Source organism: Leptolyngbya sp. NIES-2104 (assembly GCF_001485215.1).
Lineage (GTDB): Bacteria > Cyanobacteriota > Cyanobacteriia > Leptolyngbyales > Leptolyngbyaceae > Leptolyngbya.
This window is the reverse complement of the sequence record NZ_BBWW01000001.1, coordinates 451090-463945: the sequence shown is the minus strand read 5'-3', so window position 1 is coordinate 463945 and position 12856 is coordinate 451090. Positions and strand designations below refer to the sequence as shown.

General features: G+C 47.0%; 16 protein-coding genes. 10 read left to right on the top strand and 6 right to left on the bottom strand.

Annotated features, from left to right (window positions below; translation table 11 throughout):
- Positions 1-14 precede the first annotated feature (14 nt).
- The 3 genes from NIES2104_RS02280 to NIES2104_RS02270 form a co-directional block, all read right to left on the bottom strand.
- Positions 15-542, bottom strand: a complete 528-nt coding sequence (locus NIES2104_RS02280; RefSeq protein ID WP_058995354.1) for a GAF domain-containing protein — start codon at positions 540-542, stop codon at positions 15-17.
- On the bottom strand, positions 532-1269 hold the full coding sequence (locus NIES2104_RS02275; protein WP_058995352.1) for a DUF3891 family protein: 738 nt from the start codon (positions 1267-1269) through the stop codon (positions 532-534). Before NIES2104_RS02275 ends, NIES2104_RS02280 begins: the two co-directional genes overlap by 11 nt.
- 78 nt (positions 1270-1347) lie before the next feature.
- Positions 1348-1983, bottom strand: coding sequence for a type I restriction enzyme HsdR N-terminal domain-containing protein (locus tag NIES2104_RS02270; RefSeq protein ID WP_058995350.1), 636 nt, complete (start codon positions 1981-1983; stop codon positions 1348-1350).
- A 102-nt stretch (positions 1984-2085) separates the two neighbouring features.
- Here NIES2104_RS02270 and NIES2104_RS02265 point away from each other — a divergent pair, with 102 nt between their 5' ends.
- Complete coding sequence (locus tag NIES2104_RS02265) at positions 2086-2514, top strand: DUF4332 domain-containing protein (RefSeq protein WP_225895196.1); 429 nt, start codon at positions 2086-2088, stop codon at positions 2512-2514.
- Between the two features lie 76 nt (positions 2515-2590).
- Here the strand turns inward: NIES2104_RS02265 and NIES2104_RS02260 are convergent, their stop codons facing one another.
- Entirely contained in the window at positions 2591-3127 is a 537-nt protein-coding gene (locus NIES2104_RS02260) for a GNAT family N-acetyltransferase (protein ID WP_058995348.1), read from the bottom strand.
- Positions 3128-3276: 149 nt separating this feature from the next.
- Between NIES2104_RS02260 and NIES2104_RS02255 the strand changes: the two genes are divergently transcribed.
- From NIES2104_RS02255 to NIES2104_RS02240, 4 genes are all read left to right on the top strand, one after another.
- On the top strand, positions 3277-4002 hold the full coding sequence (locus tag NIES2104_RS02255; RefSeq protein ID WP_058995347.1) for a hypothetical protein: 726 nt from the start codon (positions 3277-3279) through the stop codon (positions 4000-4002).
- A 52-nt stretch (positions 4003-4054) separates the two neighbouring features.
- Positions 4055-4696: a response regulator transcription factor gene (locus tag NIES2104_RS02250; protein ID WP_192843547.1), complete on the top strand. Its 642-nt coding sequence runs from the start codon at positions 4055-4057 to the stop codon at positions 4694-4696.
- An 862-nt stretch (positions 4697-5558) separates the two neighbouring features.
- Complete coding sequence (locus NIES2104_RS02245) at positions 5559-5951, top strand: PadR family transcriptional regulator (RefSeq protein WP_058995344.1); 393 nt, start codon at positions 5559-5561, stop codon at positions 5949-5951.
- 56 nt (positions 5952-6007) lie between these two features.
- Positions 6008-6529, top strand: coding sequence for a cofactor assembly of complex C subunit B (locus NIES2104_RS02240; protein ID WP_058995342.1), 522 nt, complete (start codon positions 6008-6010; stop codon positions 6527-6529).
- Positions 6530-6691: 162 nt separating this feature from the next.
- On the opposite strand, the gene NIES2104_RS02235 is transcribed toward NIES2104_RS02240, so the two are convergent.
- Entirely contained in the window at positions 6692-7006 is a 315-nt protein-coding gene (locus NIES2104_RS02235; protein ID WP_059001521.1) for a DUF3155 domain-containing protein, read from the bottom strand.
- A gap of 298 nt (positions 7007-7304) precedes the next feature.
- Between NIES2104_RS02235 and NIES2104_RS02230 the strand changes: the two genes are divergently transcribed.
- Positions 7305-8540, top strand: a complete 1236-nt coding sequence (locus NIES2104_RS02230; protein ID WP_156426848.1) for a GAF domain-containing sensor histidine kinase — start codon at positions 7305-7307, stop codon at positions 8538-8540.
- Between the two features lie 61 nt (positions 8541-8601).
- Here NIES2104_RS02230 and NIES2104_RS02225 read toward each other — a convergent pair whose 3' ends face one another.
- Positions 8602-9840, bottom strand: coding sequence for an S-layer homology domain-containing protein (locus NIES2104_RS02225; protein ID WP_058995338.1), 1239 nt, complete (start codon positions 9838-9840; stop codon positions 8602-8604).
- A gap of 300 nt (positions 9841-10140) precedes the next feature.
- Between NIES2104_RS02225 and NIES2104_RS02215 the strand changes: the two genes are divergently transcribed.
- From NIES2104_RS02215 to queC, 4 genes are all read left to right on the top strand, one after another.
- Positions 10141-10821: a PD-(D/E)XK nuclease family protein gene (locus tag NIES2104_RS02215; protein WP_202815023.1), complete on the top strand. Its 681-nt coding sequence runs from the start codon at positions 10141-10143 to the stop codon at positions 10819-10821.
- Between the two features lie 109 nt (positions 10822-10930).
- Positions 10931-11518: a Panacea domain-containing protein gene (locus tag NIES2104_RS02210; protein WP_058995332.1), complete on the top strand. Its 588-nt coding sequence runs from the start codon at positions 10931-10933 to the stop codon at positions 11516-11518.
- Positions 11490-11867: a hypothetical protein gene (locus NIES2104_RS02205; protein ID WP_058995331.1), complete on the top strand. Its 378-nt coding sequence runs from the start codon at positions 11490-11492 to the stop codon at positions 11865-11867. The genes NIES2104_RS02210 and NIES2104_RS02205 overlap by 29 nt, the downstream gene beginning before the upstream one ends.
- A 74-nt stretch (positions 11868-11941) precedes the next feature.
- Entirely contained in the window at positions 11942-12625 is a 684-nt protein-coding gene (queC, locus tag NIES2104_RS02200; protein ID WP_058995330.1) for a 7-cyano-7-deazaguanine synthase QueC, read from the top strand.
- The last annotated feature ends 231 nt before the right edge of the window (positions 12626-12856 follow it).

Genomic DNA, 12856 nt, shown 5'->3' with positions numbered 1-12856 from the left:
TGTCACCTGACACCTCATTCCTGTGGGGGATTTTTCTTATTCTGCTCAACATATCGAACAGCGATCGACGTAATCTGCTCAACAATTCGGCTGAATGTCGATCGTTCTTCCTCTGTCCAATGACGCGGTTCGGTCATCAAACAAGGCTGTAATACGCCCCAAAGCTGATTCTCATGACACAAGTGCCCGTGAATCAGTGCGCGATGTCCAAAATTCTCGCTTTCAAATTCAGCATTCAACACATCAGAACCCGCAGTGTTGACATCTTCAACGAAAATTGAAGGCTCCGTCGCCAACGCTGCCGCAAACATCGGATCTTCATCAGGTAAAGATTCCGGTTCTGGCTTCCAGTCGTCATCGTAAACCGTTGGCACATCAGAAGATCGAGTCCAACAGAAGGGAACTCGACCCAGTTTAGTGTTTGGATCACGCAGGTAAAGGAAACAGCGATCGCACTTCAAATACTGCGCGATCGCCTGCATCAATTCCGGGAGCGCATGAGCCGAATCCGTTTTCAGCAATTCAGCAATTTCAGGCGGCATCTTTCACAAACGTCCATTCTAAAAGCTTACGAGGAGCATTCTTCAGCGCTTCTGTGAGTTCATCATTGCTCTCATATTTGACCTGAGACAGCACGGTTGTCTCTACATTCACCGTGAATTTGTCATCTTGAAAGCACCACGGCGTGACCGTCACCAAACCGTTTTCAAGCTGTTTGATGTCATAGTCTTGACCATCGTGGGCTTTACTGATTTCTAATCGACGTTCATCGGCGGGAAGTTCTTGCTGACAGAGAATCAGAGAACAGCGATCGCACCATTGCAAAAAGTCATAAGCCTGAGCCGCTTCGTCTTCTGAAATGCCTAAATCTTCGCGCCACCGCTTTTGGTTTTCTAACTGCTCTGCCAAAAATTCATCCGCCTCTGGCGTTCCGCTCTTGGCTAAGTTCAATCGATAAAGGTGAATCGACACTAACAGCGCTACCCAACGACCCCGATAAAGCGAACCTTCGATATGTCTTCTCAGGCTGTGATAGTCCGTTTCCTGATCGGTATCCTGCGTAAAATCTTTCGGTGCGCCTGCTTTGTTTAAATTATTTTCTTCCCATTCTCGCTCTAAGTCGTCATGGTGGGAAATTGCGGCGACGGTTTCATAGAGGCGAGGAGGAGCATCTTTTTTGCGCCATTGTCCCGCGATTTGAGCCGCAAGTAGTGCATGAGCACGGTGGTAAATCACTTGCCAACCGTTTTGGGTTGCATTAACGATCATTGCGGTTATGGATGGAACAACACGACGAATCGTATTAGATCACACCGTTTGAGCGAATCTATCCCGCGATCGAAATATTTAGTTGATTGGTTGAGAAATCATTTGCCCTAGTTTCTTGAGGATTTGAATCGTTGATCGCAGTTCATTCGTAATCGTATAAATCGAAAACGATCGCGACAAGTCGTAGTGTCGATCGCTCACTTTCACAAATAAAACATCATCTCCGTTCGTTAAAACACCAAATAGAGGTTGTTCGACTGCCGGACTAGACATCATGTAAGCCAACGCCTGGGGTAAAGCAGATCGGGCTGAAATCGTTGTTTTCTTCGACTCTAGTACCATGACCCAGAGTTGGTTTTGCAAAATCAGGATGTCAATTCTTCCTCTAAGTGTTTCTTCGCCATCGTCGATCGAGATTTCTACTGCCGCTTCCGCTTTCATCTTGAACGGTGGATCATAAAATCCTGCAATTTCTAGTAAAGGTGAAGCCACGAGCAGCGACACCGCTCCCTCTAGCAAATCGCCATCGGCTCGATGATAAAGCAATCTGCGCCGTAGAACGTTCAAGGCATTTTGTTCCGCTTCGGTTAGCTCTGGAAGTGCAATCTGCCACTCAGGAAAAAACTGTTCATCCTCAGTCCGCTGCAAGCCGAACCTAGATTCCACATCCGTCAAACTTTTGATTGCTTCTGTAACGGCGACAATTTTTGCCATTGATTTATTCTTGATCGTCAATTTCTTAATCGTATTGCCTCACATCCAATTCGCGAGATCCACGCTAAATTGTCTAGGTACTATCCGAATTTTAAAGCCATCGTGCCTCAATCCTCACCGCCAAAAATTGCCTCCGCAAGTTGGGCGATCGACCTACTTCCCGGTTTAGCCGATGACGATGCGGCGCGGTTAGTCGATCGTGACATCCACACCACTTTAGATTTACTTAAACTGGGAAACACGCAAGATAAGCGAAATCAACTCGCCACCGAACTTCAAGTCCCGATCCGCCCATTAAATAAATGGGTCGCTCTCGCAGATCTCGCTCGAATTCCCAGCGTCGGATGTGAATACGCAGGCTTACTGCTTCATGCAGGAATTGCCTCACCGTCACAACTCGCGCAAACCTCGATCGGTCAACTCCACCGTCAACTCCTCCGGCTTCACGTCTCCACGATGCAGCGTCGGGATCTTTGCCCCAGCACAGACTACATCGGGCTATGGATTCAACAAGCCCGACTTCTGCGCTAATAGAAATTCAGTTCACAGTCGTATCCCTGCTTCGCGGTCTGGGCACTCTTGATAAAGTGGAATCCCGGATACAAACCTAATCCGGATACCAAAACATCCCTTTGATTCCCTCTGGATCTTGCATAAAGCCTAAATTTCGGTAGAAATTGACCACATGCGGATCAGCGAACAAAGTGATATTACTGATATCCTCACTCCGAAGCTTCTTAATCATGAACTTCATCAGCGCTTTTCCCATCCCCTTGCCCTGGAAGTCGGGATGCACCACGACATCCCAAATCGTGGCGTTAAACGCATGGTCAGAGGTTGCCCGCGCAAACCCGACGAGTCGCCGAGTGGCTCCCCGCTGTTCCCACATCGTTGCCACGAGAAAACTATGCTGAATCGCCTTTTTAACTTTTCTCAGAGGGCGACGCGACCAGCCGACCGCATCACACAGTTCCTCTAACTCATAAAGGTCAATCTCTCGCTCCGTCGAGAAATAAATCCGCGAGTTGGCGCGATCGCCCGTCGTCGAGCCATCCACAGTTCCAGGGACAACATAGCTCTCCGTCGAACTCGGTTTCTCGATCGACGCGTCCGTACTACTGAATAAGCTTTTCCAAAAACCCATGCCGTGGTGATTACAGTGAAGCAGTAATAGTTAGTATATCTCTCGGATTTAGGTTGCATTCTGCCGATTTTAGGGAAATGTCAGTAATTGCCATTTCGTTCTTCTTTCCGAATTTCTTTTCGTGTGTCGTCTAGGGGCAGTCTCCACCAATGGCTCTGGGTCTAAAATCCTCCACGCTAGAACTGTTAAAGCGCTTCAATCGAGCGTTTCCCCAGTTTTATGAGCAGTTTGTCAGCAGCGAAATTCAACTGCAAAATCTGCGATTGGCTTACCAGTTGTATAAGTCAAAACAAGCGGTCATCGAGCTAAAAACCGAGGGGACGAAAAGCGCCCTCCATTTTGCGTACCGAAATCAGTCTTTTCTCCTGAGCGATATTTTTGGTGTGTTAGCGGCGTACGGCTTAACGATTCACAGCCTGAGTTTGTACGGGCAGATTTACCCCCCGATGCTGGTCTTTATCAAGCTGATCGTGTCCCGGAGCGGAAAAGCGCTGACTGACAAAACCTCTGAGAATGTCTGTCGAGCGATTCGGGAAGCGCTGGCGGGACGATTTGAAGTCGAGGAAATGCTAGCGGTCGAATTTAACCTTGATGCGGGCTTAGAACAGGTTGAAACTGAATTTTATGTAGATCCAGTCTTTCACTTACCCGCGTTGCTGATCGAGGCGGATAACCAACCCGGACTCTTTTACAAGGTCATGTACGCAATTTGGCAAGAGGATCTTTTAGTTGTAAATGCCAATCTGCTCGTTTGGCGAGGACGAACGCGACTGATTCTTTACTTACTTGGACCGAATGAAAGCTTAATTCCCGAATATCTCGGTCAGAAGATCGCGGAAGGAGTGAAACAGCGATTGCTGGGTCGGAGGTTTTAACTCGGTAAAAGAATGCCCGGTATGATGAGGAAAGCTGTTTTCAGGCTCTATCATGGCTCTTCCATCGCTGCGGGTTCTGATTGTTGAGGATGACCCTATGATGCAATTAGGGTTAGAGCAATCGCTAGAAGACTATCCGGAATTAACGATCGTTGATCAAGCCAGTGACGGTTATTTAGGCGTTGAAGCCGCACTTAAACATCGTCCAGATCTCATCGTGATGGATATCGGTTTGCCCCGTCTAGACGGAATCGCTGCAACCCAACAAATTAAAGCGGCGCTTCCAAATGTGCGAATTGTGATGCTGACTTCTCACACGTCTGAGACTGAGATTATCGCGGCGTTATCCAGTGGAGCCGATGCGTATTGTATTAAGGGCGCGGATGTCACTCGACTGATTGCTGCGATCGCGGCTGCATCCGAGGGTGCCACCTATCTCGATCCTCAGATCGCCCGTCGCGTGATCGAACACCTCAAGCCACCGACGACCGATAACACGATCGGGCAACTTTCCCAACGCGAACTCGAAGTGCTCAAACTGATGGTGGAAGGGATGAGCAATCCAGAAATTGCCGCCAAGCTGTATCTGAGTCCAAACACCGTCAAGACTCACGTTCGAGGAATCATGAATAAATTGGCGGTTGACGATCGCGTTCAAGCTGCTGTGGTTGCCCTTCGATCCGGCTTGGTTTAATCAGCTTAATGGGAACTTTTCCTAAAACGCAGCAGGCGATCTCGCCAATCGTCAGAATTTCAGATAGTGAAACAAAAATTATTTTTTATGATCGCTTCGTACGCTAACCTAGATGGGAAATCAGCGAGATTTAGCGTGATTTGTGTGAGGAGAATGGCTGCGTTTGCCTCGGTTTAAAGTTTTCCGATTCGACAAAGCCAAATTCTTGTTCGTTCGTCCGATTTGGTTTTCAGATTGCGGAAAAAGCATTGGCTAGAACCGCGATCGACGAAAGCAAAGAGTAAATTTACTCAGCAAATCTAGTTTGGTCGCTGCTAGAAGATCTGCCTTGATCGAAATATTTCTTCAAAAAGCGCCAAATCCTTGAAATCTCTTCGATGTACGACCAGCTAATTTACTTTAAGACCCACAAATTAGCAAATCAAGTTTAGAATCGAGGAGTACAATTTGTGGAAGTTAAGCAACTTAAAGAGATTGCTGTTGCAAGAGAAGCGCATTGAACGGCAGGTGTTGTCTACGCATGACCATCCAGATTGTTACGAAATTGCCCTGGTTCTTCAACACTGATTTTCTGAAACTGCTTAATTCGGATAGCGACTTGCTCCCACTCGCAAGTGCGATCGGACTGTAACGATATCCACCAAGACAAATCGAACAAAATTGTTTTCTGAATGGTTGTCTTTTGTGTTTAATCGCATGAGCAATTCGAGTTAGCTTAATATTTCACGTAGGGGGATTAATCCTTTAGAGGGACGGCAACTTCCGAGACGTGATTGTTAATCTAAATAAGCACATGCTGAGTTGTCGATATTGCATCGCTTTCTCAAGCAAGTTATTTCTCATAATGCCTGGAATCAGACAGATGAAATTTGAGGACATTTATCAATTTTTCAAAGATCCGCCACCCTTTTATCTCAATAAGGAATTGGCGGTCTGCTACGTTCTCGCCGTGCTCTTACGGGGAGATTCTTACGGAACCGAGCTAATTCAGCTACTTGAAACAGAATACCCACTCTACCGCCTATCCGATACTGTGCTTTACAGTGCCCTGAAGTTTCTTGAAGATGAAGAAATGGTGACAGGCTACTGGAAAAAAGTCGAAGGTCGCGGTCGCCCTCGCCGGATGTATCAGATTAAATCTGAAGTCATGCCGCAAGCACAGGATCTCGCTCGCCTTTGGCACGAGTACGCCGTAAAACGCGAAACTGCCAAAGAAAATTCAGGAATTCCCCAGGTCAGCGGTGCTGAGAAATAAACAATGATCCCGTTGTTGTTTAAAGTGGTGTAATTGAGATTCTTCTTTGTTGCGCCATGATTCAGCCTGTAATTGCCTCAACGCTTCTCCTCACGGTTCTATTAATGATTGGGCTGTTTTTCTTCATTCGCGCCTCAATCAAAGATCGAACTCAGGAGGTGCGCTTGCTGTCTGACCAGTCCGAAGATTCTTTGCTCACTCAGCTCCGTGCCTATTTCGGGCAGCGATCGTATCGAGTGGCGGCAATCGATGCCACGTTGAACCAGGTGACATTTGAAGGCGAAGTTCGCCCTAGTGTGTTTCTGGCGGTGTTTCTGTCGTTTCTTGCCTCGATCGGTGTATTGTGCCTTGTGCTCGTTCTCTCGATGGTGCTGCCCGATGGATCAAATTTTTGGTTTGGATTATTGCTCCTGTCTCCACTGGCGGGAGCCTTTTACTGGAAAGGCGCAGGTCGCGTTGAGCAAGTTTCGCTGAAGGTTGAGCCAGGTTCGGATACGTCTCAAAGTGTGATTACTGTAAAGGCGCATCGGGATGAACTGGCAGAGTTACAGCGATCGTTAGAATTGAAAGCGGAATAAAACGTAAAAGCTCCCTTCGTTGCGTTGAAGGGAGCTTTTAACTTAGGTGAATGCTGGGATGTATCGCCTAACTCAATTGAACCCGTAACCCAAGGCGGTTACAGTTGCACTCGCATTCCAGAGCCAGCGACTGGTGAACGTGAGCCGTTTTAGAAACGATGCTTAGCGGCTCCGGGACGGAACAGCAACATCGACTTCATCTTCAGAGGTTCTCAGACTGGGGAATAAGAAATGGTTTTCTTCGACGTATTGAGCGCCAAACAGTCCTTTTTCAGCCCAGAAGTAACGATCCGTGGTATGCTCGTTTCTCTTAACCAGTAACAGCGCGGGCGGCACAATGCCCTCAGCGTGGATGAACTTGCGTGCGGCAGTGACGGGCTTATCTTCGCCACACTCAATGCTAAACTGAGGGACGCTCTCTAAGATTCGTCTTCCTTCCTGCCGTCTCCGACTTTTCCGCTTACGTCTCCTTGCCAAACCCTTTACCTCCTTAGGTTCCAAACTACCGAAAGTTGTAATGTTCGTTACAAAACCCGTCGAAAATATATCAGTTCCAGCCCTAGACTTCAACTTCTCTTAACGCATCTATACAATTTCTTAATTTTATTTGTCTAGATTCTTGCTATGTAACCTAGAGTACGAGTACTGACACTCGTGGAAATTAAGAAAACTAGAGGTAAAAGTGTTGGGGATCAGAGCTATCTATTAAATTAATAAGAAAAATTACTTATCGTCAACTCTTTTTTTCACAAAATCTGCCAGAAAACAGATGCTGATGCCTACAAGTTCCGAATTCATTGAGTTATGTCGATCGCAAATTGCGTTATTGACACAAGCGATGGGGGCATCACTCAGCGTAATCTATCTAACGGAAGAATTAGTTGAGAGTTCTCAAGCCCGTTTGATGCCGATCGCGGCTTATCCAGATAACGCTGTGGCATTAGAGCGATCGAGCCGTCTCGCCCTTCCCGCTGCCGCCGATTCTCCCGAAATTGACGCGATCCCAGCAACGGGGATTACTCAACCGAGACAGTTAGTTTTGCCGCTGATTCACGAAGAATTAGTGTTCGGGCTATTAGTGACTGAGCGCGACGATCGACCCTGGACGACTTGGGAGCGATCGCAGGTCGAACGAATCGCGGATACGTTGTCGCTGGCGTGTGTAATGGATCAACGTGCTCAATGGCTCGATCAATCTCAACAGCAACATCGATCGAGACAATCTCAGCAGCACGACGTTTTAGATAATTTATTGCATCAGTTAAAAAGTCCGCTAACGGCTTTACGAACGTTTGGAAAATTATTAGTTAAAAAATTACAGGCGGGCGATCCAAATCGAGAAATCGCTGGAAGTATTTTGCGGGAAAGCGATCGATTACAGGAACTCTTACAGCAATTTGACGAAGCGATCGATCTTGATTCCGTCGATGTTTTAGCGGAAGACGCTTCTTTAGTCGGTCGTCCGATTCCACTTTTGCCCGCAGGCGTTCTGACCACTTCAAATCTAGAATTAATGCCGTGTTCGGTGAGTGAAATTTTGCTGCCGCTGATAGAAACGGCTGAAGCGATCGCTCAAGAAAAAGGGCTTTTAATTAAGACAGAAATTCCGAATTTTCTTCCGCTTGTTTCCGCCAATCCTGGCGCGGTGAGAGAAGTATTAAGTAATTTGATTGATAACGCGCTCAAATATACGCCATCAGGCGGAGAAGTGCATATCAGAGCGAGAGAACACGGCGATCGCGTCCGTATCTGGATTACGGACACGGGATATGGAATTCCGCCAGAAGATTTAGAGCGATTATTTGAGCGGCACTATCGAGGAGCGCAGGCGAAAGGGGATATTCCGGGAACGGGGTTGGGGTTAGCGATCGCACGTCGGTTAATCGAACAGATGCACGGCTCGATTCAAGTGTTTAGCCCATTAAAAAACGAGGGTTGGATCACTGAAGATGACCAACCCCCGAAACAGGGGACAAGTTTTCTAGTGGAATTGTTGATGGTAAAGGCATAGATTGTCGCCCTCATCCCCTAGCCCCTTCTCCCTAGGGAGAAGGCTGGGGTGAGGGGTAAGTCTAATTACGCGGTAAAGTCAGCGTATTGGTGAGGCGGACATTCAGATCTGTATTTGGACGAATCGAGATTAAATCAACTCGATCGCCACCGAAGATCAATCCAGCCAACGCACCGACACCCGTTCCAATCAGAACTTCACCTGCTCGGATATTCCGATCGCCCGTTACAGCAGCAACACCCGCAGCCGCAGCGCTACCTAGAGCAGCATCTTTAAGGATCGTGCCAGTATTCGCACCGCGACGAACGGTTTCAGTCGTCGTGATCGGATCAGAAGTTGCCGCGATCGCGACTTGCTGACCGTTTGCCAAGACCAACTGAGAAGCGGTGAACTGTGCTGCGCCTTGAGCTACGGTCAACTGACCGGCAACTTGAGCGCCAGCAGGAATCAGAACCGTACCGTCAGAAGTCACGATGTTTTGAGCAACCGTCAATGTGATAGGAGTGGGTTGCGGTTCGTTCTTCGCAAGGAGGATTCGGTCGGCTCGATCGTACCGAAGTGGAATCGCGGTTCCTGCCGGAATGTTAATCGCTTGCGGTTGGGTTGGAGCCTGACCGACGATGAATGGCGATTGAATCGCGGCAACTTGTCCAGTGCTGACCAGGGATTGATAGACAAACGCAGCGACATCCGCACGAGTTGCGACCTGGTTCGGATTGAGCGTTTGAACATCCGGGTAGTTCACGACGATCCGGCGTTCGGTTGCAGCAGCGATACTGTTCCGAGCAAAGTTCGGAATGCTGGCAGCATCAGAGTAAACCTGAAGTACGGTGTCCGCAGGTTGAGAAGCGGTGTATCTCAAACCATTCGACAGAGAAACTAATGCTTGAGCGCGAGGAATGTTGTCATTCGGGCGAAATGTTCCGCCAGGAAATCCAGCGAGGAATCCAGTCGCGTAAGCATTTTGAATCGCTTGAAATCCCCAATAATTGCTAGGGACATCTGAGAAATTAATCGGAGTATTAACGCGCTGAGCATTTGGAAATGCTTTGAGCAGAATTGCAGCAAATTGGGCGCGAGTTACCGGATCGTTTGGGCGAAATGTGCCATCAGGAAATCCAGCAATAATGTTACGTGAAGCGAGTTCTTGAATGAACGGAGCAGCGAAGTTGTTCGAGGCAACATCAGAGAAAGTAGATTGAGCCGAAGCAGGTGCGACCATTACCATCGGAGCCGCTGCACCTGCGATCGTACCGAGTGCCAAAGTCAGAGCCAAACCAGATTTTACCGTGCTATACATAGGTAGCTGTTTCCCAAGCGAGAGAGTGTTTCTTTCTGTTAATTAAGTAGATGATTGAGTGGGGTAAAAAGTTCCTACATCTTGCGAGAGAAATCGAGATTTTCCTTCTCTTTCTTTTGGATGAAATGCAGGTTTTTCACTCAGTTATCTACTCTTTATATTCAACAGTGACCGCGCAGTTCCTTAAGAAGTTTCTGAACTTAGGACACTTTCCAAAGTGGTTGGAGAAACCTAAGATTTGAACAGATCAATCCTTCGATTTTTAGGTACGATCGACAACAATTTTTGAGGAAAGAAACGGTGATTGAACTGCCCCGCTATGCGTCAAAATCGGTTCGAGAAGCAGGTAAGCAGTTTTATATGAGTGAGGACGGCGATCGTATTCCCAGTGTGACGACGATTCTCAATGCCACGAAGCCCCGCGAAGACCGAGAACGCTTATTCAACTGGCAACAACGTATCGGAGTCGAACAAGCCGCAGAAATTACTAAAACCGCCAGTCGGCGCGGAACTGGAACCCATCGCTATATTCAGAAATACCTTCAAGGTCAGGAAGTCGAATGTCCAGAGTCGATTCGTCCTTACTGGGAAAGCGTCGAACCTGTCTTAAAAACGATCGAGCAAGTTCGATTAGTCGAAGGCGTGGTGATTCACGATGAACTCGGATATGCCGGAGTCGTGGATTGTGTTGCCAGCTTTGAAGGCGTTCCTTGTATCTGTGAGTGGAAAACAAGCGATCGACCGAAAAAAACAGTCGATCGCTTGTACGATTATCCACTTCAGTTAGTGGCGTATTGTGGAGCAGCGAACCAGCTATATCGAGACTATAACCTGAACCTTTGTCATGCCTTGCTGGTCGTTGCAATTCCGGAAACGCCTGCCGAAATTTTCTGGTTTGAACCAAATGCGATCGATGAATATTGGCAGCAGTGGGAAGCGCGAGTGCAGCAATACTGGCGAAGATTGGGATATTTTCGATAATACTGATGATTTAGGTACTATTGTACTATATCAAGCGATCGCTTATAATAACTGCTAGGTCGATATTTCGTATATTTGAAAGCGTTTAGCTCAGGTGGTGCACTGACTTATGATTGACTGCCTTAACGCCGCAAATTATTTCATTATGAGAGCGTATGAGGATGGTCTTGAAGCTGAGATGACCAACATGAAGGTACAAAAGCTTTTGTACTATTCTCAGAGTCTGCACCTAGCGCTTTATGATGAACCGTTGTTCTCAGAAGAAATTCAAGCATGGCGGTACGGACCTGTTTGTCCTCCTGCATACCGGCTTTACTGCGAGTTCGAGGCAAAGCAACTTCCAATTCCTCGCAAAGAGTCCTTATCGCGGCTTCCATCCGGACAAAAGAAGCTTTTAGAAGAAGTTTGGGGCTATTTTGGAAGTTATCAAGCCTATCGACTGAGCGATATGACTTACGGAGAGTTTCCTTGGAAAAAGGCTCGTAGAGGATTACCTGCCCAAGCAAGCTCTACAGAACCTATTTCATTGGAAGACATGAAAGCACTAGGTCAGCAAAAACTTGATCTGATAGAGCGCGATCATCCCGCTTATCAAGCTGTCCTGTCCGAAGTTTTGAAAGACGCGATCGCTTCGGATTCTCCAAAGCGCATTCAGAAAGGAGAAGTCAGTGACTGGCTCAATTCCCTTCTCGATTGAAGAGTCTGAAAACTTTAAGCGTTCTTTCAAGAAGTTGGCAAAAGTTCACAAGAATACCCTGATTGAGCTTGTTGCAGAGACTTTAGAAAATTTGATTGATGACCAATACCCAAACAATTCTCGCAATGAGCCGCTACCAAGTAAGATTCAGCTACCAGAGGATTGGACGTTTCATAAGCTAGAGCTTCGGATTGCAAAAGGTGCTTCAGGGCAAATCCGGTTGATGTATCTAGTGAATGAATCGACCTATACAATTCGCTTGGTCTGGATCTACAGTCACGAGCAGTTTGCAAAACGTCCTGCTGACACAGACTTAAAAAACACAATTCGTGAAATTCTAGATTTTTAGCGGCTGACTAAAGTTGCTTATTCCCCATCTAGAATCAGTACGGTAATTGTCGTGTTATCTGGATTGATGCTGTTATGCCAAAAGCGATCGTACTTCTTTCTGGTGGTTTGGATTCTGCAACCACAACCGCCCAAGCAATTTCTGATGGATATGAAGTGATCGCACTTTCCTTTCGCTATGGTCAACGGCACGATCGAGAACTCGAAGCCGCTCAAATTTTGGCAAAGCATTTCAATCTCTCGCAGCATTTCGTCATTGATGTGAATTTGGCGCTATGGGGCGGATCGGCGTTGACGGATCAAGCGATCGAGGTTCCGACCGAGGGGATTCAGGCTAATGTGATTCCTATTACTTATGTGCCTGGGCGGAATACTGTGTTTATTGCGATCGCGCTTTCTCTTGCAGAAGCGCGATCGGCAGAAGCCATCTATTTAGGAATCAATGCGGTCGATTATTCGGGCTACCCGGATTGCCGCCCAGAGTATCTTGCTGCGTTCCAAACCTTGGCGCAGTTGTCTTCTAAAGCAGGATTAGAGGGGAAAGCACCAAAGTTAGTCGCGCCGCTGGTGATGGATTCTAAAACTGACATTGTGAAAAGAGCGATCGCGCTCTCAGTGCCGATCGACAAAACTTGGTCATGCTATCAGGGCGGGAAAGAGCCTTGCGGGGTATGTGATTCTTGTCGAATTCGCGATCAAGCTCTGATTGAGGCGGGACATCCAGAACTTGCTACACCCCAAGGACGAGAGTTTTATTAGAAGTGTTCAAAAAACTGTCTGTTCGCCTGATTTGATAAATTTAGAAACAGCTTAAGAGTTGCTTCAACACATTGAACAAAAGCTTAAATCTAAACAAAAAGAGTTCTATATTCATGACTAAATAAAATCGTGGTGAAATCTAAAAGAAATCAGTAGTCATTTGCCTGATTTTGAGTTGAGATTTCGTGCAAAAAGCCGCATTTTTTCCTAAATTACAGTAATTAAGCATTG

Excerpts from the sequence above, each read along its gene's own strand:
- NIES2104_RS02280 (WP_058995354.1), bottom strand. The coding sequence starts at position 542 with ATGCCGCCTGAAATTGCTGAATTGCTGAAAACGGATTCGGCTCATGCG.
- NIES2104_RS02275 (WP_058995352.1), bottom strand. The coding sequence starts at position 1,269 with ATGATCGTTAATGCAACCCAAAACGGTTGGCAAGTGATTTACCACCGT.
- NIES2104_RS02270 (WP_058995350.1), bottom strand. The coding sequence starts at position 1,983 with ATGGCAAAAATTGTCGCCGTTACAGAAGCAATCAAAAGTTTGACGGAT.
- NIES2104_RS02260 (WP_058995348.1), bottom strand. The coding sequence starts at position 3,127 with ATGGGTTTTTGGAAAAGCTTATTCAGTAGTACGGACGCGTCGATCGAG.
- NIES2104_RS02255 (WP_058995347.1), top strand. The coding sequence starts at position 3,277 with ATGGCTCTGGGTCTAAAATCCTCCACGCTAGAACTGTTAAAGCGCTTC.
- NIES2104_RS02250 (WP_192843547.1), top strand. The coding sequence starts at position 4,055 with ATGGCTCTTCCATCGCTGCGGGTTCTGATTGTTGAGGATGACCCTATG.
- NIES2104_RS02245 (WP_058995344.1), top strand. The coding sequence starts at position 5,559 with ATGAAATTTGAGGACATTTATCAATTTTTCAAAGATCCGCCACCCTTT.
- NIES2104_RS02240 (WP_058995342.1), top strand. The coding sequence starts at position 6,008 with ATGATTCAGCCTGTAATTGCCTCAACGCTTCTCCTCACGGTTCTATTA.
- NIES2104_RS02230 (WP_156426848.1), top strand. The coding sequence starts at position 7,305 with ATGCCTACAAGTTCCGAATTCATTGAGTTATGTCGATCGCAAATTGCG.
- NIES2104_RS02225 (WP_058995338.1), bottom strand. The coding sequence starts at position 9,840 with ATGTATAGCACGGTAAAATCTGGTTTGGCTCTGACTTTGGCACTCGGT.
- NIES2104_RS02210 (WP_058995332.1), top strand. The coding sequence starts at position 10,931 with ATGATTGACTGCCTTAACGCCGCAAATTATTTCATTATGAGAGCGTAT.
- queC (WP_058995330.1), top strand. The coding sequence starts at position 11,942 with ATGCCAAAAGCGATCGTACTTCTTTCTGGTGGTTTGGATTCTGCAACC.